21 protein-coding genes are annotated in these 24112 nt (G+C 71.9%); 2 read left to right on the top strand and 19 right to left on the bottom strand.

The window, feature by feature from the left end:
- Positions 1-74: 74 nt before the first annotated feature.
- From rny to AB0B48_RS03250, 10 genes are all read right to left on the bottom strand, one after another.
- Positions 75-1841: a ribonuclease Y gene (rny, locus tag AB0B48_RS03205; protein ID WP_357195141.1), complete on the bottom strand. Its 1767-nt coding sequence runs from the start codon at positions 1839-1841 to the stop codon at positions 75-77.
- 554 nt (positions 1842-2395) lie between these two features.
- On the bottom strand, positions 2396-3100 hold the full coding sequence (locus AB0B48_RS03210) for a 3-keto-5-aminohexanoate cleavage protein (protein ID WP_357195144.1): 705 nt from the start codon (positions 3098-3100) through the stop codon (positions 2396-2398).
- A 37-nt stretch (positions 3101-3137) separates the two neighbouring features.
- Positions 3138-3836, bottom strand: coding sequence for a regulatory protein RecX (locus AB0B48_RS03215; RefSeq protein WP_357195147.1), 699 nt, complete (start codon positions 3834-3836; stop codon positions 3138-3140).
- A 14-nt stretch (positions 3837-3850) separates the two neighbouring features.
- A complete protein-coding gene (gene recA, locus AB0B48_RS03220; protein WP_124778261.1) occupies positions 3851-4897 on the bottom strand; it encodes a recombinase RecA in 1047 nt (348 codons plus the stop codon).
- A 184-nt stretch (positions 4898-5081) separates the two neighbouring features.
- Positions 5082-5282, bottom strand: coding sequence for a DUF3046 domain-containing protein (locus AB0B48_RS03225; RefSeq protein ID WP_030489422.1), 201 nt, complete (start codon positions 5280-5282; stop codon positions 5082-5084).
- 5 nt (positions 5283-5287) lie between these two features.
- Complete coding sequence (locus tag AB0B48_RS03230) at positions 5288-6679, bottom strand: MFS transporter (RefSeq protein ID WP_357195151.1); 1392 nt, start codon at positions 6677-6679, stop codon at positions 5288-5290.
- Between the two features lie 183 nt (positions 6680-6862).
- Positions 6863-7444, bottom strand: coding sequence for a hypothetical protein (locus AB0B48_RS03235; RefSeq protein WP_357195154.1), 582 nt, complete (start codon positions 7442-7444; stop codon positions 6863-6865).
- Positions 7445-7546: 102 nt separating this feature from the next.
- Complete coding sequence (locus tag AB0B48_RS03240) at positions 7547-9151, bottom strand: FAD-dependent oxidoreductase (protein ID WP_357195156.1); 1605 nt, start codon at positions 9149-9151, stop codon at positions 7547-7549.
- A 150-nt stretch (positions 9152-9301) separates the two neighbouring features.
- Complete coding sequence (locus AB0B48_RS03245; RefSeq protein WP_357195159.1) at positions 9302-10006, bottom strand: UdgX family uracil-DNA binding protein; 705 nt, start codon at positions 10004-10006, stop codon at positions 9302-9304.
- A 371-nt stretch (positions 10007-10377) separates the two neighbouring features.
- Positions 10378-11718, bottom strand: a complete 1341-nt coding sequence (locus tag AB0B48_RS03250; RefSeq protein ID WP_357195162.1) for an aminotransferase class I/II-fold pyridoxal phosphate-dependent enzyme — start codon at positions 11716-11718, stop codon at positions 10378-10380.
- A 36-nt stretch (positions 11719-11754) separates the two neighbouring features.
- On the opposite strand from AB0B48_RS03250, the gene AB0B48_RS03255 reads away from it, so the two are divergent.
- Positions 11755-12999, top strand: coding sequence for a bifunctional pyridoxamine 5'-phosphate oxidase family protein/GNAT family N-acetyltransferase (locus AB0B48_RS03255; RefSeq protein ID WP_357195165.1), 1245 nt, complete (start codon positions 11755-11757; stop codon positions 12997-12999).
- Complete coding sequence (gene leuE / locus AB0B48_RS03260) at positions 12999-13670, top strand: leucine efflux protein LeuE (RefSeq protein ID WP_357195268.1); 672 nt, start codon at positions 12999-13001, stop codon at positions 13668-13670. The genes AB0B48_RS03255 and leuE overlap by 1 nt, the downstream gene beginning before the upstream one ends.
- A 372-nt stretch (positions 13671-14042) precedes the next feature.
- Here the strand turns inward: leuE and AB0B48_RS03265 are convergent, their stop codons facing one another.
- The 9 genes from AB0B48_RS03265 to AB0B48_RS03305 form a co-directional block, all read right to left on the bottom strand.
- Positions 14043-14975 (bottom strand): sporulation protein, encoded by a 933-nt coding sequence (locus tag AB0B48_RS03265; protein ID WP_357195168.1) that lies wholly within the window; start codon positions 14973-14975, stop codon positions 14043-14045.
- A 144-nt stretch (positions 14976-15119) separates the two neighbouring features.
- Complete coding sequence (locus AB0B48_RS03270; RefSeq protein WP_355009521.1) at positions 15120-16184, bottom strand: hemolysin family protein; 1065 nt, start codon at positions 16182-16184, stop codon at positions 15120-15122.
- Positions 16181-17536, bottom strand: coding sequence for a hemolysin family protein (locus tag AB0B48_RS03275; RefSeq protein ID WP_357195172.1), 1356 nt, complete (start codon positions 17534-17536; stop codon positions 16181-16183). Before AB0B48_RS03275 ends, AB0B48_RS03270 begins: the two co-directional genes overlap by 4 nt.
- Before the next feature lie 184 nt (positions 17537-17720).
- The gene (gene mnhG, locus AB0B48_RS03280; protein ID WP_355009596.1) at positions 17721-18080 is read right to left on the bottom strand and encodes a monovalent cation/H(+) antiporter subunit G; all 360 of its coding nucleotides are present in this window, start codon (positions 18078-18080) and stop codon (positions 17721-17723) included.
- Positions 18080-18343: a monovalent cation/H+ antiporter complex subunit F gene (locus AB0B48_RS03285; RefSeq protein WP_355009523.1), complete on the bottom strand. Its 264-nt coding sequence runs from the start codon at positions 18341-18343 to the stop codon at positions 18080-18082. Before AB0B48_RS03285 ends, mnhG begins: the two co-directional genes overlap by 1 nt.
- Complete coding sequence (locus AB0B48_RS03290; RefSeq protein WP_357195176.1) at positions 18340-18951, bottom strand: Na+/H+ antiporter subunit E; 612 nt, start codon at positions 18949-18951, stop codon at positions 18340-18342. The genes AB0B48_RS03285 and AB0B48_RS03290 overlap by 4 nt, the downstream gene beginning before the upstream one ends.
- Entirely contained in the window at positions 18948-20453 is a 1506-nt protein-coding gene (locus AB0B48_RS03295; protein WP_357195179.1) for a Na+/H+ antiporter subunit D, read from the bottom strand. Before AB0B48_RS03295 ends, AB0B48_RS03290 begins: the two co-directional genes overlap by 4 nt.
- Complete coding sequence (locus AB0B48_RS03300; RefSeq protein WP_357195182.1) at positions 20453-20932, bottom strand: Na(+)/H(+) antiporter subunit C; 480 nt, start codon at positions 20930-20932, stop codon at positions 20453-20455. The genes AB0B48_RS03295 and AB0B48_RS03300 overlap by 1 nt, the downstream gene beginning before the upstream one ends.
- Positions 20929-23763 carry a Na+/H+ antiporter subunit A gene (locus AB0B48_RS03305; RefSeq protein WP_357195185.1) on the bottom strand — a complete coding sequence of 945 codons (2835 nt, stop codon included), beginning with the start codon at positions 23761-23763 and terminating at the stop codon, positions 20929-20931. Before AB0B48_RS03305 ends, AB0B48_RS03300 begins: the two co-directional genes overlap by 4 nt.
- Positions 23764-24112 lie beyond the last annotated feature (349 nt).

Below are 24112 nucleotides of genomic sequence, written 5' to 3' on the forward strand. Positions count from 1 at the left end.
GGGCGTACCAGTCGGCCTGCGGGTCCTCGTCGAACGCCGCCAGCGGGACCAGCTCGTCGGGCGGCCGGGCCGACTCAGCGGGCGATCTCGGTGACCCGGGACTCGCGGACCACCGTGACCCGGATCTGACCCGGGTAGGTCAGCTCCTCCTCGATCTGCTTGGCCACGTCGCGGGCCAGCACCGCCGCCCCGATGTCGTCCACGTCGTCCGGCTTGACCATCACCCGGATCTCGCGGCCGGCCTGCATGGCGAAGACCCTGTCCACGCCGAGCTTGCCGGCCGCGATCTCCTCGATCCGCTCCAGCCGCTTGACGTACGCCTCCAGGCTTTCCCGGCGCGCGCCCGGCCGACCACCCGAGCAGGCGTCGGAAGCCTGGGTGAGCACGGCCTCGATGGTCTGCGGGGGCACCTCGTTGTGGTGCGCCTCGATGGCGTGCACCACGTCCTCGTGCTCGCCGTATTTGCGGGCCAGGTCCGCGCCGATGATGGCGTGGCTGCCCTCCACCTCGTGGGTGAGCGCCTTGCCGATGTCGTGCAGGAACGCGGACCGTTTGATGATCGGCACGTCCAACCGCAGCTCGGCGGCCATGATGCCGGCGATGTGGGCGGTCTCGACCAGGTGCTTGAGCACGTTCTGCCCGTACGAGGTGCGGTAACGCAGCCGACCGAGCAGCGTCACCAGCTCCGGGTGGATCTCGGTGATGCCGACTTCGACAAGGGCGTCCTCGGCGGCACGGAGGCAGAGCTGCTCCACCTCCTGCCGGGCCAGGTCGTAGACCTCCTCGATCCGGTGCGGGTGGATGCGCCCGTCCAGGACCAGCTTCTCCAGAGTCACCCGACCCACCTCGCGACGAACCGGGTCGAAGCAGGAGAGCAGCACCGCCTCGGGGGTGTCGTCGATGATCAGGTTGACGCCGGTCACCGACTCGAAGGCGCGGATGTTGCGCCCTTCCCGGCCGATGATCCGCCCCTTCATCTCGTCACCGGGGAGGTGCAGGACGCTGACCACGCTCTCCGCGGTCTGCTCGCTGGCGACCCGCTGGATCGCGTCCACCACGATGTGTCTGGCGCGCTGCTCGGCCGTGTTGCGCGCGTCGGACTCGATGTCCCGCACGAGCAGCGCCGCTTCCCGCTTGGCAGACGTCTCGATGGCGTCGACCAGCTCCAGACGGGCGGAGTCGGCGGTGAGCCCGGCGACCCTCTCCAGCTCCCGGCGGCGCAGCTCCTCCGACTCGGCCAGCTCGGCCTCGCGCTGGGCGAGCGCGGCCTCCCGGGCGGCGAGGGCGGCTTTCGCGGCGGTGAGCTGCCGCTCCCGCTCGGCGAACCGCTCCACCTCCTCGGTGTGCATCCGCTCCCGCTCGTCCATCCGAGCTGCCCGACGTTCCACCTCGGCGGCCTGTTCCCGGGTGGTGGCGGCGAGTACGGCGACCTCCCGCTCGCCGCTGCGCCGGGCTGCCGTCCGCAACTGTTCGGCGTCCGCCTCGGCCTGCTTGTGGGCGCGTTCCAGAACGGTGTCCGCCTCGGCCCGGGCGTCGTCGAGGACCCGCCGTGCCTCGGCGCGGGCCGCCTTCGCCTCGGCCTTCGCCGCCGCCGCCTCGGTACGGGCCGCCGCGGCCGCTGACTTCGCCACGTCGATCGTGCTGTTCGCCTCGTCGGCCGCGGTCCGTAGGGCAGCCAGGGACTGCTCCTGGCGGTCCTTCTCGGCGATGAAGGCGGGATCCTCCGGTGCCGGCGCGGCGCCCATCCGGCGCAGTGTCCGGATGCCGACCAGCACGGCCCCGATCACCACCACCGCGAGGACGAGGACGGCCGCGAGGAGCACGACGTCGAACGCGTTCATGCCGGGACCCCGTCGGGTCTACCGCTGAACCTGTGCCGCCGCCCCGCCATGGCCGCCTCCCCTAACGTCGAGACCGCAGCGACCGTGCCGGGGGCACACTCCTGCGGCTGTGGACGCCCGACCGGAGCGGCTGGCCGTGGGTAGCTTTCTCCGCCGGCGGTGCCCATGGGGCAGCGTCGGCGGCCGGGTGCAGTTGTCGCAGCGTTCCGGACCGGCCTGTCCGGAACTGCCGCCAAAGGCCGCGGAGTCGGCCAAAGTGATGCTGTTCTGTTACGCGATCTATGTTGTGCGCTTAGCCTGCGCTGGTCGGGCAATGTGAGCCTGTATGGCGAGGCTAGGTCTCCGGGGGTGTTCTGGTCAAGGACTCATGATCAAACCCCCCGAACGGAGAGAAGTTGAACCGTCACCGCGCGCTGATATCTCGGCGGACAGGAGGGGACAAACTCCGCGAGGCTGCCGAGGCCTTGACGTGTCGAGCCTGCTCAGCGCCGTCCAGCCGACTGTCAGACGCGGCCGACGACAAGCGAGGTGTGACGGAACCGTCTCACCAGACGTCAGTCGGCTCCGACCGCCACCGCCGCGACGACCAGTGCCGCGTTGCCCCCGGCGGGTGAGCCGTCCGGCAGGCACAGGGTGTCCTCGAGCCCGATTCGGGTGTCCAGACCCCGGCGCACCGCCTCGGCGAGGACCGGCCAGGTCGCCGGACCCTCGCCGTGCAGCAGCACCGACGGCGCGCCCGCCGGCAGCGCGGCGAGAATCCGGGAGGCGTCGGCCAACGCGACAGCCACGTCCTCGGCCATGCACTCGACCAGAACCCGCCCGGCCGGCACCCGCCACCGCCGGTACGCCGCGACCGCGTCGAGCGTCCACAGCCCTGCCTCGACGAGCACACCACGCTCGTGCAGGGCAGCCGCGACCGCCTCGGCACCGGGCTCGTGCGCGTTGACCGAGGCGAAGTCGGGCAGCACCGGCCAGGCCCGGACGGCGGCCACGCGGGCAGCCGGATCCGGCGAGATCCAGGCGCCGGTGCTCACCCCGACCGGCAGCCCCGGCCGAGCGGCACGGATCGCGGTCAGCGCGTCGGCGATCACCGCCGGCCGCAGCGACTCGGCACCGGCCTCGTCCCGGGGATGGACATGGACGGCCGCCACGCCGAGCGCCGCGCAACGGGCCGCGTCGGCGGCCAGCTCCGCCGCCGTCAGCGGCACGGCCGGATGGGCCTCCCGGCCGTGCCCGCCGTTCAGACATGCCTTCAACATCGGGCCCGCACCTCCATCGGGAGTCGCAGCGGACCGCTCACTCGACCAGACGGTTGTCGCGCTCCAACTCACCCTCGGCGTCGGCGAGAGCGTCGGCGTCGATCTGCTCGGCAAACTCGGCCGCCTCGGCGCTCTGCGCGGCGAGCGCGTCCTTCACCGCCCGGATGGCCACACCGGGTGGGTAACCCTTGCGGGCCAGCATGCCCACCAGCCGGCGGAAGACCGCGTCCGGCTCGCCTCGGGCGGTGCGCAGCTTGCGCTCCACCAGACCACGGGCGGTGTCCGCCTCGGTCTCCTCGTCCAGCTCACCCAGCGCCTCGGTGGCCACCTCGCCGTCCACGCCCTTGCGGCGCAGCTCGTTGGCGAGTGCCCGGCGAGCGAGGCCGCGGCCGTTGTGCCGGCTGGACACCCAGGCCCGGGCGAACGCGGCGTCGTCGATGATGCCGACCTCGTCATACCGGTCGAGCACCTCGGCCGAGACCTCCTCGGAGATGCCCCGCTTCGCCAACACCCCGGCCAGCTCGGCCCGGGTGCGGGGCCGGACAGCAAGCTGGCGCAGACAGATCTCGCGGGCCACCTCGGACTCGTCGCGGGGAGGGGCCGGAGACTCGACGGAGTCGGCCTCCTCGGACCGACCCCGGCGGCCTCGGCGAGGGCGGGGTGCATCGGTGGCGTCGCCCGTACGAGGCGGACTGGCATCCCAGCCCCGCCCCGTACGAGCGCGTCGTCCTGCCATGGGTCAGCGACCGGTCAGAAGTCGACCGGCGGCAGCTCCGGGCCACCGGCGGCGTCACCCGCGCCGACCCCGACGCCGAGCTTCTCCAGGATCTTCTTCTCGATCTCGGCGGCCACGTCCGGGTTTTCCTTCAGGAACTCCCGGGCCTTCTCCTTGCCCTGGCCGAGCTGGTCGCCGTCGTACGTGTACCACGCTCCGGACTTGCGGATGATCGCCTGCTCCACGCCGACGTCGATCAGCGAGCCCTCACGCGAGATGCCCTTGCCGTACATGATGTCGAACTCGGCCTGCTTGAACGGCGCGGCGACCTTGTTCTTCACGACCTTGACCCGGGTGCGGTTACCGACCACGTCGGTGCCGTCCTTGAGGCTCTCGATGCGTCGCACGTCGAGCCGGACCGAGGCGTAGAACTTCAGCGCCCGACCACCGGTGGTGGTCTCCGGGCTGCCGAACATGACACCGATCTTTTCCCGCAGCTGGTTGATGAAGATCGCCGTGGTGCCGGTGTTGCTGAGAACACCGGTGATCTTCCGGAGCGCCTGGCTCATCAGCCGGGCCTGGAGGCCCACGTGGCTGTCGCCCATCTCGCCCTCGATCTCGGCGCGTGGCACCAGGGCCGCCACCGAGTCGATCACGATGATGTCCAGAGCGCCGGAGCGGATCAGCATGTCCGCGATCTCCAGCGCCTGCTCGCCGGTGTCCGGCTGGGAGACCAGCATCGCGTCGGTGTCGACGCCGAGGGCCTTCGCGTACTCCGGGTCGAGCGCGTGCTCGGCGTCGATGAAGGCGGCGATGCCGCCGTTGCGCTGGGCGTTGGCCACCGCGTGCAGTGCCACAGTGGTCTTACCGCTGGACTCGGGACCGTAGATCTCGACCACCCGGCCACGGGGCAGGCCGCCAATGCCGAGGGCCACGTCGAGCGCGATGGAGCCGGTCGGAATGATCGCGGTCTGGATGACCGGCCGATCACCCAACCGCATCACCGAGCCCTTGCCAAATTGCTTGTCAATCTGAGCGAGAGCAAGGTCGAGTGCCTTCTCCCGGTCAGGCCCTGCTGCCATGGTTGCCACCCCTGCCTTCGCCGGCGTCTTTGCTGAGCTTCGCGTCACGCGGACACGCTAGGCGCTAGGTCCGACAGAAAACCAGCCGACGGGCCGCGAGCTGTGGACGAGCACCCCGCTGTGGACAATAGCCGAACAGGTGTACGACTCGACAAGCGACACGCGGAACCGGCAAAAAGGCTGCTCAGCGTAGTCGCGCGGGCACGCGGTCGGGGTACGCGGCACAAACCGCCCGCCACACCACGTGCGTCTGCTCCCCCGATGCCAGGGCCTGCTCGATGGTCCGCCCGCCGAGCTGGGACAGCACCTGATCGCGGGCGATGCTGGCCGCGTAGCCGGGCCCGAACGCCTCGTCCAGCCGCGTCCAGAAGTCGGTCAGCCGCACAGTGATCAGCCCTCCTCGTCCGGTGCCCCGGTCGGCACCGGGCGCAACGCTAGCGCCACCAGGGGCGCCGCCGCGACCGCTGCGAGCAGGGTGAGCACGGGATAACCGGCGAACTGCATGACAAACCCGCTGACCACGGCAGCCCCGGCCCCGGCCAACCCCATGATCAGGTCGGACAGCCCCTGAACGCTCGGCCGCACGGCAGCCGCCACCGACTCGGACAGCAGGGTCGAGCCGGCCACCATCGTCCCCGACCAGCCCAACCCGAGCAGAACCAGACCGACCGAGAGCCGAGGCGTGTGGTGCCCGGCGGTGCCGGCGACCGCGCAGGCGGCCAGCAGCAGGCCGACCCCACCGAGGATCACCGCCCGTCGACCGAGCCGGTCGGTGAGCCAACCCACCACCGGGGAGAACGCGTACATGCCGGCGATGTGCAGGCTCAGCACGATGCCGACCAGCCGCAACACGTCGGCGTCGGCGTGCGACTCACCGAGCCGGACCGGGGTCATCGCCATCACCGCCACCATCACCAGGTGACCCACCGCCACGGCGGCGATGCCGAGTCGGGCGGCGGGCTGTCCGCGTACCACCGACCAGGCCGCACGCATCCCGGCGCCGCGCGGCACGCGCACCTTGACCGGCGCGGCGGCCGGCGTCGCGTCGCCACCCGCCGCCGGCGCCTCGGCCGCCACAGCGGTCGCCGTCGCGTCGGCGGCCGGCGGCAGATCGGCGGCCGGTGCGTCGGCCGCCGCGAGCCGCCGCGCCGCGAGCAGCGGGTCGGGCCGGAGCAACCCGAGGAGTACGACGGCAGCCAACACGAACGCGGCCGCGCTGAACGCGAACGGGCCGGCCAACGGGGGCAACCCCCAGCCGGTGGTGACGCGGTCGGCCAGCGCGGCGAAGTTCGGCGCGGCCACCGCACCGATGGTGGTGGCCCAGACGATCAGGGAGAGCTGCCGCCCTCGGCGGACCGGCTCGGCGAGGTCCACGGCCGTGTAGCGGGCCTGGAGGTTCGCCGCGGTGCCCCCGCCGAAGAGCAGCATGCCGAGGAAGAGCAGCGGCACCCAGCGGGTGGCCGCGGCCAGCACCACCAGCAGACCACCGACGGCGCCGATCGCGTACGCCAGCACCAGGCCCGGCCGGCGGCCGTGCCGCGCCATGATCCGGGTGACCGGGACGGCGAGCAGCGCAGCACCGACCACCCCGGCGCTCTGCGCGACACCGGCCACCGCGGTCCCGGCGATCCGTGCCGCGAGCAGCGCGCCCACGGCGATGCCGATGGTCACGCCGATCCCGCCGATGATCTGGGTGGTGAAGAGCAGCCGCAGGGTACGCCGCTGGATCGACGCGACGTCGGGTCGGGCGACGGTACGCGGCGCGGTCAGGTCGGTCGCCATCGGCGCTCCTGTCGGAAGGGGTGGCTCATCCTCGCGCACCCACACCTACCAGCGGCAGTGGGTTTTGCCGACAGCCGAACCGACAGCCGGTTCCCGGCGGGCGGCGGGCGGCGGGCGGCGGGCGGCGGGCGGCGGGCGGCGGGCGGCGGGCGGCGGGCGGCGGGCGGCGGGCGGGAAATCGTCCTACCCGCGCGGTTGTGGTGGGTTGGGCGCGGCCAGCAGGGATGCCAGCCGACGGATCCGGGTCAGGGTGCGTGCGGCGACGACCACACTGACGGCGGCGACCACACCGAAGATCACCGCGAAGCCCTCGTTGTCGGCGGCGAGCAGAGCGAGCAGGACCAGCCCGAGGCAGATGCCCAGGATGGCCAGCAGCGCTGCCCAGGTGGCCCGCCGCTGCTCGACCAGATAGCGGGGCAGTATGGCCCGTGTGGCCTCGTCCGCGGGCACGGCGCTGGTGTGCACTGCCTGGCGCAGCGCGTACCCCTCGGGATCGCGCCGGGCGGCCTGCTCGCCCGCGCTCCACCGACTGAAGTACACGGCGGGGCCGACCCAGACGAGGTTCAGCGCACCGTTCAGCACGGCCTCGACCAGCGGCTCCTGCCGGTCGAGGAGCCAGCGCACCGGCAGCCCGATGAGCACCGTCATCGGCACCCAGTAGACGGCCATGAGCTGCAAGCCGGGCGCCCGCTCGAAGAACCGCTTCCATCTCCCGCGCCGCCCGGCGGCCACACCCACCCGACGCTCCCCGTTGTCAATGTCCATCGACACCGGTTACCCAGCCACTCGATCCGCGACGCACCGTCAATCTTGGACAGTTTCCGTCATCCGCTGACGGAAACTGTCCAAGATCTGCACAGCTCAGGGTCAGCCGGCCATCACCCGCTGGTGCAGCGCGGAGACCGCCGAACGCGCCGCCACGAAAGCGCCGTGCTGCCAGGCCACCTCGTGGCTGAGCCAGTCCCCGGCGAAGTAGACCCGCCCGGCCGGCTGGAGCAGCAGGTTGTAGCCGGCCGTGCCGTACCGGGGCGACGTCCAGGCGCCCTCGATGTAGCGGGTCCGGTCCCAGGCGTGGGAGTACGAGGTGACCAGCTCACTGCGGTACTTGTCACCGTGGATCTTCACACCCTGGCTGATCGCGCGCTCGCTGCGCTGCTCCGGCGTGAGCCCGCTGTACGCCCTGGCGTTCGCCCCGGTGTTGTAGTACCCGACCACCAGGCCGCGCTTCCCGTGGAAGCCGTAGGACGGGTACCAGATGTGCGACAGGTCCAGGTCGGTCTCGGTGATGCCGCCGTAGATCCGCTGATCGGTCTCCCACCAGCGGCTGCGGTATTCCAGGCCGATCTTCCCGGAGGCGGTGACCGGAAAATCGGCCAGGGCCGCGGTCACCGCCGTGCCGAGATTGTGCGGCACCCGGGCCATCAGGTGCGGCGGTAGCGCCGCCACGCAGTAGTCGGCGGTGATCTGCGACTGCCGGCCGCCCTGCCGATAGGTCACCTCGACCCGGCTGCCCCGGTCGGTCACCCCGGTGACCTCGGCGTTGAGTCGGATCCGGTGCGGGCCCACCGCGCGGGCCAGGGCTCGGGGGATCTGGTCCATCCCGCCGACCGGCTGGAACATCAGCATGGCCTGGTCGTAGCCGAACTCGAAGGAGAAGTACCGGCCGATGTTGCTGGCGAACACGTCGGCGAGCGCCGGCGGCGCACCGAGCGGACTCCCCACGTCGTTACCCGCACCGGGATACGCGGAGAAGCCGCGACGGTTGGTCCCGGTGTACGCCCAGTCGCTGGTCCGTCCGCCGATCGCGCCGAAGCTCTGCAGGAACGACAGCAGCCGGTCACGGTCCTCGGTGGTGAGCCGGGCGTCCAGCGCGCCCTGGTCGGTGGCCTTGGCGAGCAGCTCCGAGACGTAGCCGTACACGTCGGCCTTGGCGGTGCGGTACCGGACCGGCTCGGTCATCCCGGCGGACTCGTTGTAGATCCAGACGTCGGCGTTCTGGTTGGTGAAGACCTCGATGGGTACGCCGAGTTCCCGGCAGTAGTCCATCGTGACCATCCACTGTGCGATGCGGCCCGGCCCGGCGTTGAAGTAGACCCCGTCGGAGAAGCCGGCCCGCTGGGTGCGTCCGTCGAGGTCGGTCTCGACGTCGCCGCCCCGAATGGTCAGGTTCCGCCCACCGACGCGGTGCCGCGCCTCCAGGACGGTGCAGTGATAGCCGGCCTTGCCCAACTCGTACGCCGTGGTGAGCCCGGCGATGCCGCCGCCGAGCACGACCACGCTGGCGCCCGACCGCCCGCTGAGAGTGAAGTCGGAGGGTTCCGGCGGCCGGAATGCCGGGGTGACCGAGGCCGCCGCGCTGGGGGCCAGCCCCATGGCGCCCATGGTGGCGAGCATCGCTCCGGCACCACCGCTGATTCCGACCGTACGCAGGAACCCACGCCGGCTGACCATCGACTGCGTCTGATCGCTCATAACGGCCTCCCCTACAAGATCGACTCGCATGAGTCTGCAGAGGATCTGTTACGCGGTTCACGCATCGCCGTTTCCGACGGGTATCGCCTCGGCGCGCGACCCGGGCGGCAATTTCCGCCGGCTCGGGCCGCGGTAGGCCCTGGTCGCCAGCTAGGCAGGCAGGGCGCGGGTGACGACGGTGAGGTCGGCGACCAGCCCCTCGTACGCCTTGTCCTGGTCGTCGGCCCGCAGGACGGCGGACGGGTGGATGGTGGCCAACAGCCGAGCCTGCGGCGCGTCGGCCCGCTTTCCGGCGTTGTCCACCGGCACCTGCTCGAAGTCCGCGGGATGTTGGGCCGACTCCGGCCAGGGCAGCAGCTCGCCCCGCTGCCGGGTCACCCGGAAGGACGGGCCGAGCAACGCCTTGGCGGCGGTCGCGCCGAGCACCACCACGACCTCCGGACGCAGCCGGGCGAACTCGGCGACCAACCAGGGGCGGCAGGCGGTGATGTGCGCCTGGTCCGGGGTCTGGTGGATCCGCCGCTTGCCGCGCAGCTCAAAACGGAAGTGCTTTACGGCATTTGTCAGGTAAAGGTGGCCCGGGTCCAGTCCGGCGTCGTCGACCGCGCGGCGCAGCAGGCGGCCGGCCGGGCCGACGAAGGGCAGCCCTTTCTGGTCCTCCATGTCGCCGGGCTGCTCGCCGACGAGCACCACGCGGGCGCTCTCGTCACCCCGGCCGAAGACCGTCTGCGAGGCGTCCCGGTACAGCTCGCAGCCCCGGCAGCCGCCTGCGGCGGTGCGCAGGTCGTCGATGGTGTCGGCGTCGGGCGGGATGAACCGCTGGGCGCCCGGAGCACTCCCGGTCTGCTCGGCCATGCCGACTGTTATATACCCGTTCGATGCTCACCGCCGGATACGCCCCGGCCGCGACGCGTCAGTACCCGTTTCCACCGCCGTCGCCGCCGGACGCGATCGCGATCAGCACGATGACGATGATGATGATCGCCACCGCAATGGCGATCCAGATCCCCTTACGAGCCCCACCTGAAGCCATGTCCCCCACCTCCGGGCGCCCGCATACCCGTCCCCGCCGTCCCGAATCCCCGCGATCTTGCACTTTCTGCGCCGACGAACCTCCACAGGCCCGACATTTCGCCAACCGAAACTGCAAGATCGCGGGGGCGGGGCGGGGCGGGGCGGGGCGGGGCGGGGGCGGGGGCGGGGCGCGCGGGGGGCGAGGGCGGGGGTCAGGTGGGGAAGCCTTTGGTGGGGGGTGGGTTTTCGGCGTGGGTCAGGGCGGCGGCCAGCGGGGCCAGGTCGGCGATGTCCAGGGAACTGACGGTGATGCGCAGGGCCGGCGGGGCGGCGATCCGGTAGAGCGCGCCGGGGGCCACCGCCCAGCCGGCGTCGCGGAGCGCTGTCACAGTGCTGGTCTCGTCCGCGACCGGCAGCCAGACGTTGATGCCGCTGCGACCGTGTGCGGTCAGGCCGCGATCGGCCAGAGCGGCGAGCAGCCCCTCGCGGCGCTGCTCGTAGCTCTGCGCCGCCCGCTGCACCAACTCGGTGACCGCCGGGTCCCGCCAGAGGGCGAGCACCAGACGTTGCAGCACTGTGGAGACCCAGCCGGCACCGACCCGGGTACGACCGCTCACCCGGGCCACTGTCGTTTCGTCGCCAACCAGCACCGCAAGCCGTAGGTCCGGGCCGAAGGGCTTGCTCACCGAGCGGAGGAAGGCCCAACTCGCTGTCGCACCGGCGAGCGGGTGCAGGGGTACGAGGGCCAGTTCGGCAGCGTGGTCGTCCTCGATCAACAGCAGGTCCCGTCGGCCGGCGAGGAGCGTCCGCAGCGCCTCGGCGCGGTCCGCGGAGACGGCGGCACCGGTCGGATTCTGTGCCCGGCTGGTGACGATCAGCGCCCGCGCCCCGGCGGCGAGCGCCGCGGCCACCCCGGCGACCAGCGGCCCTTCGTCGTCCACTGGTACGCCGATCGGGCGCAGGCCCAGCGCGGCGACGAGGTCGAGCAGGTTGGCCCAGCCCGGGTCCTCGACCGCCACCGCGTCGCCGGGGCGCAGGTGGGCGCCGAGCAACCGCTCGATGCCGTCCAGCGCACCGCCGGTCAGGGTCAACTCCCCGGCCGGTACGCCGTCGGCACGCAGCCGGGCGCGGGCCGTCTCGGCCAGTTCGGGCAGGACTCCGGCATCGGAGTAGCCGACCGACGGGCCGTTCTCGCCGGCGAGCGCCGCCAGGTGCGGGCCCAGCGGGGGCAGCAGACGGGGGTCGGGTTCACCGCGGGACAGGTCCCGGGCGCCGGGCAACGGTGGGGGACGCAGTGCGGAGCGACGGGCGGCCACCGGCGGGCGGGGGCGCACCCGGGTGCCGTGCCGGCCAGCGGTGGCGAGCAGTCCGCGCTGGCGTAGTTCCTGGTAGGCGCGGGCGACGGTGGCGGGGCTGACACCCAACTCGGTGGCGAGCGCCCGCACGGGCGGCAGGGCGGCTCCCGGTGACAGGGCGCCGGTACGGATGCCCGACTCGATGCTGGCCGAAATCTCGACGGCTGTCGTCCCGGTGAGCTGATACTGTGCTGACACAAACAAGAGATTGTACTAGAACAAAGGGGCGAGCGCATGTATCCACCCACCGCCCGGACCACACCCCACCGCTCCCGCGACAAGATGAGCTACGACCAGGCCGCCGCCCACGCCGTGCTCGACGAGGCGTACGACTGCGCGCTCAGCTTCACCGTCGACGGCCAGCCACGGGTGCTGCCCACCCTGCACGTCCGCATCGGCGACACGCTCTACCTGCACGGCTCCACCGGCAGTCGGCCGCTGCTCGCCGCCCGGGGCGACGACGGGTTGCCGGTCTGCGTCGCGGTGACGATTCTCGACGGGCTGGTCTACGCCCGCTCCCAGTTCCACCACAGCGCCAACTACCGCTCGATCGTCGCGCACGGCACCGCCCGACTGGTCACCGACGAGCGGGAGAAGCTCGCCATGCTCACCGCGCTGGTCGAGAAGGTCGGCGCGGGACGCAGCACCGCCACTCGTCCGCCCAGCCGTCGCGAGTTGGCCGAGACCGCCGTACTGGCGCTACCACTGCGCGAGGTGTCCGTCCGGGCCCGCACCGGAGGGGTCCGCGAGGACGAGGCCGACCTGGACCTGCCGCACTGGGCCGGCGTGCTGCCGCTGCGACTGACCGCCGGGGCACCCGAGCCGGACGCCGGAGTCACCGCGCCGCTGCCGGCGTACCTGCGGACGCCCCGCACACCCTGGCACGACCCGGTGCCGCTGCACGGCGAGCACGTTCGGCTGGAGCCGCTGGACCTCGCGCACACCGACGAGTTGCACGCCGCCACCACGGACCCTGAGGTGTGGCGACACCTCAACGTCGCGCCGCCCGCCGTCCCCGCCGAAACCGCCGAGGTGATCGGCACCGCCCTGGCCGCCCAGCACCGGGGCGAGCGGGTGGCCTGGGTGCAGCGGTGCACGGCGACCGGGGCGGTGGTGGGCAGCACGTCCTACTACGAGATCGACCCGGAGCGGCGGGCGGTGGCCATCGGGCACACCTTCCTCGGCCGGCCCTGGTGGCGTACCGGGATCAACACCGAGGCGAAGTTGCTGCTGCTCGGTCGGGCCTTCGACGACCTGGGCGCGGTACGGGTCACCTGGCACACCGACATCCGCAACGTTCGCTCCCAGGCGGCCATCGAACGGCTCGGGGCGACCCGGGAAGGGGTGCTGCGAATGCACCGACAACGCCTGGACGGCTCCTGGCGGGACACCGTGCAGTACGCGATGACCGTCGACGAGTGGCCGAACGCACAGGCCAGGCTGCGGGAAAGACTTCTGCGGACGGCACCGGTGGCGTGATGATGGCGGGCGTGCTGGGGATCACCGACATCTGGACGTACGTGCTGGGCACCGTGGCCATCATCCTGCTGCCCGGGCCGAACTCACTCTTCGTGCTCTCCACCGCCGCCAAACGAGGCGTCGCGGTCGGCTACCGGGCCGCCGCGGGCGTGTTCGTCGGCGACGGGGTGCTGATGTTCCTCTCCGCCGCCGGGGTGGCGTCGTTGCTCAAGGCGTACCCGCCGCTGTTCATGGTGATCAAGTACGCCGGTGCCGCGTACCTCGGTTATGTCGGGGTGACCATGCTGCTCGGCGCCGTGCGGCGCTGGCGCGACCGCAACGACCCGAGCACGCCGCGGCTCATCGACGCCGCGGAGCCGGCGGCGATGCGCAGCCCGTTCCGAAAGGCGCTGGTGATCAGCCTGCTGAACCCGAAGGCGATCCTGTTCTTCATCTCGTTCTTCATCCAGTTCGTCGACCCCGGTTACGCGTGGCCGGCGCTGTCGTTCCTGCTGCTCGGGCTGATCGCGCAGGTGACCAGCGTGCTCTACCTGACCGCGTTGATCTTCGCGGGCACCTTCCTGGCCGCCCAGTTCCGCCAACGCCGCCGCCTGGCGGCCGGCGGCACCACCGCCGTGGCAGCCCTGTTCCTGGCCTTCAGCCTCAAGCTGGCCACCGCCACCGCCGGCTGACCCCGCGCCCCCCGCGCCCGCCCCCGCTCCCGCCCGCCCGCAGCCCCGCAGCCCCGCAGCCCGCAGCCCGCAGCCCGCAGCCCGCAGCCCGCAGCCCGCAGCCCGCAGCCCGCGATCTTGCACTTTCGGTTGACGAAACGCGCGCTTTCTACGAATTTGTCGCCGCAGAAAGTGCAAGATCGCGGAGGTCAGCGATGTCACGTCCTCCGCACGCGTCGATCTTGGAGTTGTGGTGCCTCACGAAAGGCGCGAAACGGGATGTTCATCCCACCACAACTCCATGATCGACGGGCCGTAGGACAGCGCGGGGTCGGCGCGGGGGCGGCGCGGGGCGGGCAGCGCGAAGGGGCGGGCAGGGCGGGGCTGGGGAGTTCACGTGCCGTCGCCGCCGCCGGAGCCGCCGCCTCCTATGCCGGCGCCGCCGGCTGTGCCGCCGAGGCCGTAACCCGGTCGGATCGGCTCGTCGGGGTGGCGGCTGACATGGGCCGATCCCGCGATCTGCGCTGACCAGTCGGCGTGTGCGGCAGCGGCGGCGTGCCGGTTGATCGCCTGGCGGATCCAGCCGTCCACAGTGGCGACCCAGTCCCGCCGGTCGGCGCCCTCGTGCCAGATCCGGAACCGGCTGATGCTCTGGTGGGTGATGCCGGCCAGCGCCAGCCGGCGGTCCATCCAGAGGATCGCCTCCAGACCCGCCGAGTTGGTCACGAAGATCACTTCCAGCTCGGTGATCGGGCCGGCGTAGAGCGGTCCGACCCAGTAGCCCCAGCGCTGGTGCAACGGCAGGGTGTGTTCCACCCCCGGCAGCCCGCCCTCCTGCAACCCGGACTGGCGGATCATGAAGCCGAGGGTGTCCAGCGCCGCCAGCACGTGCTGCTGGGTGGGGATCGGGTGCACGAAGACCGGCACCATGGCCCCCTGGTCGAGATCGGGGTCGAGGGACACCTCGGTCCGCAGACCCATCCGCAGGCTCAGCAGCGGCACCCCACCGAAGGTGGTCACCGGGGTCTCCCACGGCAGCGGGAACGCGAAGTCGACAGCCCGCCGCCGACCGGCCGGTACGACGAACCGGCCGGCGATCGGCAGGTCGAAGAACTGCATGAGACGCCGGGGCGCGGACGGGTCGTCCGGCTCGACGGTGGTGACCAGGCCGAGTCGGATGTGCCGCACCAGCACGTTGTCCGGGCCGGCCGCGAGGGTCACCCGCCCGGGCAGGCGCAGGCCCGGTCGGGTACTCGGGTTGGGCAGCGTGGTCTGCACGGAGAGCCCGGTCCCACCGGACTCCGGGGACACTCCCGTCAGCCGCACCGCACGCCCCCCTCCCGGGACGGGGGCCGTGCCGGCCCCACCCGGCGCGCCTACCCGGTCGAGGTGACCTCAAGCTTGCCGCGCCGACCCGGCCACGCATCCTCGACCCGGCCGCGCCTCCTCGGCGCGGCCGGGTCGTAGGGGTCAGCGCAACCGCCGCCCGCGGGGCACCGTGTCGGTCTCGTCGTCGAACTCCCCGATGACCTCCTCCAGGAGGTCCTCCAAGGCCACGAAACCGATCGGCCGGGCCGGGCCACCGCCGTTGCGGACCAGCGCGAGCTGTGACTGCCGGGCCCGCATCGCCGCCACCGCCTCGGTGACCGAGGACGTCGCGGGCAGGGTGAACGCGGGGGTCATCAGCTCCCCGGCGGTGGCGACCCGGCCGGTGGTGACCACCCGTACCGCCTCCCGCACGTGCACGAGCCCGCACACGTCGCCCGCCTCGTCGAGCACCGCGAGCCGGGATCGGCCGCTGTCCCGGCTGACCTCCTCGATCCGCTCGGCCGGGTCGTCGCGGCGGACGGTGACCATGGTCGCGAACGGTTCCATCACCTGCGCCACCGACGTGCCCTGCAACTCCAGCATGCTGGTCAGCAGCTGGTGCTGCTCAGCACCGAGCAGCCCGTGCTCCCGGGACTGCTCCAGCAGCATCCGCAGCTCGTCCGGGCCGTGCACCTGGGCGAGCTGGTCCTGCTGATTCACGCCGAACAGCCGCAGGATCGCGTTGGCCAGGGCGTTCAGTGCGGAGAGCACCGGCCGGGAAACCCGGGCGAAGGCGCGGAACGGCAACGCGAGCAGCGTCGCCGAGCGCTCCGCGTCGGTGATCGCCCACGACTTCGGTGCCATCTCCCCCACCACCAGGTGCAGGAAGGTCACCACCCCGAGGGCGAAGACCAGGGCGATCAGGTGACTGGCAGCGTCCGGCAGACCCACCGCGTGCAGCAGAGGGCTGAGCAGGTGCTCGATCGCCGGCTCGGCCAGCGCGCCGAGACCCAGGGTGCACAACGTGATGCCGAGCTGCGCGCCGGCCAGCATCAGCGACAGCTCGCGGACGCCATCCAACGCGGCCCGTGCCGCCCGGCCACCGTTTGCCGCCGCCTGTTCCAGGCGGTAGCGCTTGCTGGCCACCAGGGCGAACTCGGCGGCCACGAAGAACCCGTTCAGCGCCAGCAGGATCACCGAACTGAACAGTGCGATCCCGGGGCTCATGCGGTCACCTCGGGTTTGGTCAGCTGCAACCGCACCGAGTCGGCCACGTGCCGGTCCACGGCCAGCACCTCGACCAGCGCCCGGGGCTCCGCCTCGTTGACCTCGCCGTCCGCGCCCTCGGGTTGCAGGCTGATCTCCAATCGGTCACCGACCTCGGGCACCCGGCCCAGCTCCCGCATCACCAACCCGGACAGGGTGTCGTACTCGGGGGCCTCGGGCAGGGCGATGCCGGTGCTGTCGGCGACCTCGTCGATCCGCCAGCGGGCCGGCACCACCCAGGACCCGTCGTCCTGCCGGGCGGGTGCCCGGTCCGGTGGGTCGTCCTCGTCGCGGATCGGGCCGACCAGTTCCTCGGCGATGTCCTCGAGCGTGATGACGCCGGCGAAGCCGCCGTACTCGTCGACCACGCACGCCATCTGCCGGTGCCCGGACCGCAGGCGGTCGAGCACTGTGGGCAGGGGCAACGTCTCCGGTACGAGCAGCGGCGGCCCGGCCACCGCGCTCACCGGTGTGGTGGCCCGCTCCGCCGGGGGTACGCCGAGCACGTCGGCGATACCGACGATGCCGAGCAGGTCGTCGACGCCCTCCGCACCGCGTACCGGGAAGCGGGAGTGGCCGGTGTCCAGCAGCTCGACCACCCGGCTCACCGGTTCGTGCGCCCGGAGGGTGTGCACGTCGACGCGGGGCACCATGGCCTCGCCGGCGGTCAGCTCGCGGAAGTCCAGACCTCGGTCGAGCAGCGTGGACATCTCGGCGTCGAGGCTGCCCTCCTCGCGGGACTCGGCGATGATCTGTTCCAGGTCGGCCGGGGTGGCGCCGCTGGGCAGTTCCTCGATCGGTTCGATGCCGATCCGGCGCAGCAGCCGGACCGAGGCCCGGTCGAAGAGCCGGATCAGCGGCCCGGCGACGGCCAGGTAGATGAGGGTGGACCGGCTCAGCGCCCGAGCCAGTTGCTCGGCCCGCGCGATGGCCAGGTTCTTCGGGGCCAGCTCACCGAGGACCATCTGCACGATGGTGGCGATGACCAGGGCCAACGCCACCGACAGCGGCAGGCTGACCGCCTCGCTGACGCCGGCTACGCCGAGGAGGTCGGCGAGTCCGCCGCCCAGGTACGGCTCGGCGACGTAACCGACCAGCAGGGCGGTGACGGTGATGCCGAGTTGCGCGCCGGAGAGCATGAAGGAGAGCCGGCTGGTGACGGTCAGGGCCCGGGCGGCGGCTGGATCGCCGTCGTCGGCGAGCTGGCGCAGCTTGCCCCGGTCCACGGCGACGTAGCCGAACTCCTGCGCCACGAAGTAGCCGGTGGCGGCAGTGAGAACAATGATCAGAAGGAGACCAACGACGATCAACACGGGTCGCTCAGGGCTCCCGGGGTCGTCGGTACGGGGATATGCCGGGCACGACCCGGCTGGCTACTGCTGCCCTCCTGGGCAGAAGAGTCGATCATGCCGCTATTTTATCGGCGCTGGCTGGGACTCCGCTGGGGGTGGGCCGAAGGAGCGGATCGTCCGGTTCACCGGAACCGCCCGGGGCCGTTCACGCCGGGCCCGCCGATCCACCACCTGATCCGCGTTCGGCCAGCTCATCGGCGTCGAGCAGGCTCCGGTCAAGCCGCCCCGACCGGTACGCGGCCCGCCCGATCATCTGCGCCGCGACCGGCGCGGTGGACAACTGGAAGACCGCCACCAGCAGGATCATGCCCAGGTCCGCCGGGGACCGCAGCCGCAACGCGATGCCCAGCAGCAACAGGAGCACCCCGAGCACCTGTGGTTTGGTGGCCGCGTGCATCCGGGACAGCGCGTCCGGGAACCGCAGTACGCCGATCCCGGCGGCCAGGGCGAGCAGCGCGCCGGCCACCAGACAACCGGCGCCGAGCCAGTCCGCGATCGTCGCGATCACTGCTGCTCCCGGACGGCGAAGCGGACCAGCGACACCGAGCCCACGAAGCCGAGCAGGGAGAGCACCACCAGCACGGGCAGCGTGGTGGCGTGCCGGTTGACCGCCGCCTCGGCGCCCACCCCGGCGACCATCGTGGCGAGCAGCATGTCCGCGGCGATCACCCGGTCGACCAGCGACGGGCCACGGTAGAGCCGGGCCAGCGCGAGGAGCGCGGTGACCGACAGCAGTGCGGTGAGGACGACGGCCAGGAAGGTGGTCACGGGCGGGTTCCCTTCTCGGGTGAGGTGACGTCGAGTCGGCGCAGTTCGCTGGTGGAGCCGATCGCGCGGACGATTCGCCGCTCGACGGTGAGCGTGCGGGCCCGGGCCACGTCCAGGTCCCTGGGACTGTGGGTGTCCAGGACGTGCAGGTAGAGAGTTCCGGAGTCCCGGTCCACCTCGAGGATCAACGTGCCCGGCACCAACGAGACCGCCTCGGCGGTGAGCGCCAGGTTCAGGTCGGTGGCCACCCGCAATCGGACCCCGATGATCGCCCCGCGCGGTCGGTAGCCGGGCTGCACGGCGATCCGGGCGATGTGCAGGCTCGCGCTGACCAGCTCGACGGCGAACCGGCCCGCGAACACCAGCAGCGCCCACGGTCGCAACCGGCCACCGAAGCTGACCGCCGGCAGCGGGTAGAACACCAGCACGGCCGCACCCACCAACAGGCCACCGATCAGGTTGGCCCAGTTGACGTCACCCCAGAGCAGGATCCAGACCACCACCAGCCACCCGAGCGCCACCGCCTGGTCCCGCCAGCGCCCGAGCCGCCCTCGCCCCACGATGGCGGGCCCGGGGGTGTCGGGAGCCGGCTCCGGGGGGCCGGTCACGGCACACCGCCCGGCAGCACGGCACGGACGTACGGGGTGCGCAGCCTCAGGTCTGAAGCCGCGTCGGTGGTGACGTCGAAGAGCGGACCGGCCAGCACTGTCAACGCGAGCCCGAGGGCGACCAGGGCCACTGTGGCGCCCACCATCAGCCTCGGCAGCTGGATCCCCGGCTCGCTGGTGGCCAGCCGGGGCGCGCGCCAGAAGGCGATGTTCCACACCCGGGACGCCACGTACAGGGTGAGCAGGCTGGTCAGCGTGCCGGCCGCGACCAGCACCCCGGGCAGCGGCCCGCCGGCGGCCACCCCGGCCTGGAGCAGGCCGAGCTTGCCGAGGAAGCCGGAGAACGGTGGTACGCCGGCGAGATTCATGGCCGGGATGAAGAAGAGCACGCCCAGCAGCGGCGCCACCCGGGCCAACCCGCCGATACGACGCAGGTCGGTGCTGCCGGCACGCTCCTCGACCAGGCCGGCGACGAGGAACAGCGTGGTCTGGATGGTGATGTGGTGCACCACGTAGAAGATCGCGCCGGAGAGGCCGGCTACGGTGCTCAACGCCACCCCGAAGATCATGTAGCCGATGTGACTGACCAGGGTGAACGAGAAGAGGCGCTTCAGGTCGGACTGGGCCACCGCGCCGAGGATGCCGACCACCATGGTCAGCCCGGCGACGACCATGAGCAGGATGTGGGCACGCCCACCCGGAAACAGCAACGTCTCGGTACGGATGATCGCGTAGACGCCCACCTTGGTGAGCAGACCCGCGAAGACGGCCGTGACCGGAGCCGGTGCGGTGGGGTAGCTGTCCGGCAGCCAGGCCGACAGCGGGAAGACCGCCGCCTTGATCGCGAAGGCCAGTAGCAACATCAGCTCCAGGGCCAGTCGGACACCGCCGGGCAGGTCGTCGAGACGCTGGGCGAGCTGGGCGAGATTGAGTGTGCCGGTGGCCGCGTACACCAGACCCACCGACGTCAGAAAGATCATCGAGGAGAGGATGCTGACCACCACGTACGTCGACCCGGTCCGGATCCGGGTTTCCGTCCCCCCCAGGGTGATCAGCACGAAGCTGGCGGCCAGCAGGATCTCGAACCCGACGAAGAGGTTGAACAGGTCACCTGCCAGGAACGCGTTCGTGACACCCGCCGTGAGCACCAGGTACGTCGGGTGGAAGATCGACACCGGGGAGCTCTCAATCGTCTCGCTGCCGCCCTGGCCCACCGAGTACAGCAACACGCACAGCGTCACCGCCGACGAGACCACGACCATCAGCGCGGCCAGCTGATCGGCCACCAGGACGATGCCGACCGGCGCCGGCCACCCCCCGACCGCCACCACCACCGGCCCGTGCCGGTACGCCTGCACCAGCAGCACCACCGCCACCGTGAGCGTGCCGCTCAGACACAGCACGCTGATCGCGCGCTGGATTCGGGGCTTCCCGGCCAGCAGCAGGGTCAGCGCCGCACCGAGCAGCGGCACCACCACCGGCAGCGGCACCAGGGCGCGCATCACGACTCGTCCCCGCGTCGTAGCCGTCGGCGGGCCGGCTCGGGATCGACCTGTTCCGGGTCTCCGTTCGGGCCCTCGCCACCGTGATCGACAGTACCCACCTCGTTGCGTCCGGCCCGGCGGATGATCTGCCTGTCCTCCAGGTCGTCGGGCACCTCGTCGTCCCCGGACAGATACCAACTGCGGTACGCCACAGCGAGCAGGAACGCGGCGAACCCGAAGGTGATCACGATGGAGGTCAACACCATCGCCTGCGGCAGCGGGTCGCTCATCCGCTCCACCGGACCCGTGCCGACGATCGGCGCCCCACCCGACCGGCCGCCCAACAGAATCAACAGGTTCACCCCGTTGCCGAGCATGATCACCCCGAGCAGGATCCGGGTCAGGCTGCGCTCCAACAGCAAGATCACCCCACACCCGACCAGCACCGCGACGGCGAGCACCAGCACCAACGTCGGCCCCGCACCGCTCCTCGTCATGCCCGGTCCCCCTTGTCGACGGCCAACCCGCCGCTGGCCGTTCCAGTGGCCTCGATGTGCCGGTCCACCTCGGCACCGAGGCTTCGCAGGATGTCCAGGACCAACCCGATCACCACCAGGTACACGCCGATGTCGAAGAAGAGCGACGTGACCAGATGGGCATCGCCGATCAGTGGCAGGTTTCGGTCGACCTTCGCGCTCTCCAGCACCGACCCGCCGAGCAGCAGCGCCACCACGCCACTGCCCACCGCCATCGCCAGCCCGGCGCCGAGAATCGCGCCAGCGCCGATCGGGGCCGCCTCGGTCAGCTCGTACCGGCCGCCGGCCAGGTAGCGCACCACCAGGGCGAGACCCGCCACCAGCCCGCCGGCGAACCCGCCGCCCGGCGCGTTGTGCCCGGAGAAGAGCAGGAACAGCGAGAACAGCACCACGGTGTGGAAGATCAGCCGGATGACCACCTCCAACACGATCGAGCGGCGCTCCTCGTAGAGGGTGGGGCCACCGCGCAGCCACACCGGCCGGCCGCGTCCGCTCTCCTCCTGCTCGGCACCGGGCCGGCGCGGCCGCGGCCCGGTGCGGGAGCGCTCGAAGATCAGGCTGGCCACCCCGGTCGCGGCCACCACCAGCACCGCCAGCTCGCCCATCGTGTCCCAGGCCCGGATGTCGACAAGGGTCACGTTGACCACGTTGCGGCCGTACCCGTGCACCACCGCCAGATCCGGAAAGGCGGCGGAGATGTCCGGTGCCCGGCGGGCACCGACGGCGGTGAGGGCCAACCCGGCGGCCACCACACCCGCCGCCACCCCGATCACCCGACGGACCCAACGGGTACGGCGCAGCGGGCGGGCCGAGAACCGCTCCGGCAGGCGACGCAGCACCAGCACGAAGACCGCGATCGTCGCGGTTTCCACCAGGAACTGGGTGAGCGCCAGGTCGGGCGCTCCGTGCAGCACGAACAACATCGCCGTGCCGTAGCCGGTCATGCCCACCAGCAGCATCGCGGTCAGCCGGCGACGGGCGCCGACCGCCAGCACCGCCGCCACCGTGATCACCACGACGACCACCGGTTGCAGCGCGCTGTCCCAGAGTGGAATCCGCGCACGCCAAGGGCTGGCGGAAAGCATCGCCGCACCTGGCACCAGCACCAGTGTCACCAGGATGATGCCCAGATACTGCGGCAGCGAGCCACGCTGGGTCGCGCTGGTGACCTCGATGGCCATCCGGTCGAACCGGCCGACCACCCACTCGTACCCCTGGTTGCCTCCCACCGGTGACCGGAGCCGGGCCAGCACCGGGGCGAGCGGCCCGCGCGCGGCGAAGAGCAGACCGCCACCGACGAGCGCCAGCACGGACAGGCCGAGCGCCGGGGTCGGTCCGGCCCAGAGCGCCAGGTGCGCGTCGACACCGCCGAGCAGATCGGCGTACGGGCGCAGCAGGTCGTCCAGCACGCTCGCGGCCGGACCGGCGAGCAGACCGACACCGGCGAGCACCGCGGGCGGGACCAGCAGCGACGCGGCGATCGAACCCTGCGGGACCGGCGCCACACCCGGCCGGTCGGCGAACGCGCCCCAGAGGAAGCGGGCGCTGTACGCGACGGTGAGCACCGTCCCGGCGACCAGGCCGGTGAGGAGCACCGGCTGGTCGGTGAAGGCCGCGAACACCGCCTCCTTGGCCACGAAGCCGACCAGCGGCGGCACACCGGCCATCGACGCCGCGGCCAGCACTGCGACCACTAACAGCGGCCGGGACCAGTGCCGCACCCCGGACAGCTCGCGCAGGTCACGGGTGCCGGCACCGTGGTCGATGATGCCGACGACCAGGAACAGCGCCGCCTTGAACAGGGCGTGCGACAGCAGCATCGCGGTGCCGGCCAACGCGGCGTCGGGCGTGCCCGAGCCGGTCACCGCCACCAGCAGGCCGAGCTGGCTGACCGTCCCGTACGCCAGCAGCAGCTTGAGGTCGGTCTGACGCAGCGCGGCCCACCCGCCGAGCAGCATTGTCGCCACGCCGGCGACCTGCACCAGCGGCCGCCACGGGCCGACCGTGGCGAGGACCGGCGCGAGCAGCCCGACCAGGTAGACACCGGCCTTGACCATGGCGGCGGCGTGCAGGTAGGCGCTGACCGGAGTGGGTGCCGCCATCGCGACCGGCAGCCACGAGCTGAACGGCAGCACCGCCGACTTGGACAGCGCGCCGGCCAGGATCAGCAGCACGGCGCCCACCAGGTACCCGCCGCCGGGCAGAGGCTGCTCGCTGATCTCCGACCAGCGGTAGGTGCCGGCGTGTTCGCCCAGCATGATGAAGCCGACCAGCATGGCGAGTCCGCCCAGCGTGGTGACTGTTAACGCCTGTGCCGCCGCCCAACGGCTGGACCGCCGTTCGGTGCTGTGCCCGATCAGCAGGTACGAGAAGATCGTGGTCAGCTCCCAGCCGACGTAGAGCAGCAGCAGGTCGTCGGAGAAGACCAGCGCGAGCATCGCGCCCGCGAAGGCGACCAGGACCGCGACGAACCGCGCCAGCCCGCTGGAACCGGCGCCGAAATACCGGGCGCTGTAGACCAGCACCAGCGCGCCGACGCCGCCGATCAGCAGCGTCATCAGCCAGGACAGCGTGGTGAGCCGGAACGCGATGTCGAGGCCCAACTGCCGGATCCACGGGTACGTCTCGACCACCGCCCCGCCATCGGCGACGGCCGGAGTGCGGGCCACCGCCCAGCAGAACGCGGCAGCCGGCGCGAGCGCCAGCGGGTAGCACGCACGCGGACCCCACCGGCGGACGAGCAGGGGCGCGGCGAGAGCCGCCACGAGATGGAGGATGAGCAGTACCAGCACCTGCGCTCCCGATCGACATGGCCGACGCCCGTGGCAGCGGTGGCGCCTAGCAGCGATCAGACGCCAGTTCCTCCCCCGCCGGGCGGTTTTGCCAGAATTCGTCCCCTCAAGCCCTCCAACCCCACTCCACCCCCACCCCGACCCCCGCCCCTCAGCCCCAGGAAGTGCAAGATCGCGGGGAACGAGGAGCGCACCCCGGTCGATCATGGAGTTGTGGTGCCCGATTTGGTCTTTCACGGGGCACTTGTCACCCACCACAACTCCTTGATCGACGGGTGGGTGGGGGCGGACGGGGCACGCGTGGGGCGCGGACCGCAGCCAGGGGTACGGGGCGCGGGCGAAGGCGCGG

Source organism: Micromonospora sp. NPDC049089, assembly GCF_040648775.1.
Taxonomy (GTDB): Bacteria; Actinomycetota; Actinomycetes; order Mycobacteriales; family Micromonosporaceae; genus Micromonospora.

Coding starts and splice junctions, on each gene's coding strand:
- AB0B48_RS03235 (WP_357195154.1), bottom strand. CDS start 7,444: ATGGACATTGACAACGGGGAGCGTCGGGTGGGTGTGGCCGCCGGGCGG.
- AB0B48_RS03245 (WP_357195159.1), bottom strand. CDS start 10,006: ATGGCCGAGCAGACCGGGAGTGCTCCGGGCGCCCAGCGGTTCATCCCG.
- AB0B48_RS03300 (WP_357195182.1), bottom strand. CDS start 20,932: ATGACGAGGAGCGGTGCGGGGCCGACGTTGGTGCTGGTGCTCGCCGTC.
- AB0B48_RS03215 (WP_357195147.1), bottom strand. CDS start 3,836: ATGGCAGGACGACGCGCTCGTACGGGGCGGGGCTGGGATGCCAGTCCG.
- AB0B48_RS03240 (WP_357195156.1), bottom strand. CDS start 9,151: ATGAGCGATCAGACGCAGTCGATGGTCAGCCGGCGTGGGTTCCTGCGT.
- AB0B48_RS03295 (WP_357195179.1), bottom strand. CDS start 20,453: ATGCGCGCCCTGGTGCCGCTGCCGGTGGTGGTGCCGCTGCTCGGTGCG.
- leuE (WP_357195268.1), top strand. CDS start 12,999: ATGATGGCGGGCGTGCTGGGGATCACCGACATCTGGACGTACGTGCTG.
- rny (WP_357195141.1), bottom strand. CDS start 1,841: ATGAACGCGTTCGACGTCGTGCTCCTCGCGGCCGTCCTCGTCCTCGCG.
- AB0B48_RS03255 (WP_357195165.1), top strand. CDS start 11,755: ATGTATCCACCCACCGCCCGGACCACACCCCACCGCTCCCGCGACAAG.
- recA (WP_124778261.1), bottom strand. CDS start 4,897: ATGGCAGCAGGGCCTGACCGGGAGAAGGCACTCGACCTTGCTCTCGCT.
- AB0B48_RS03210 (WP_357195144.1), bottom strand. CDS start 3,100: ATGTTGAAGGCATGTCTGAACGGCGGGCACGGCCGGGAGGCCCATCCG.
- AB0B48_RS03270 (WP_355009521.1), bottom strand. CDS start 16,184: ATGAGCCCCGGGATCGCACTGTTCAGTTCGGTGATCCTGCTGGCGCTG.
- AB0B48_RS03230 (WP_357195151.1), bottom strand. CDS start 6,679: ATGGCGACCGACCTGACCGCGCCGCGTACCGTCGCCCGACCCGACGTC.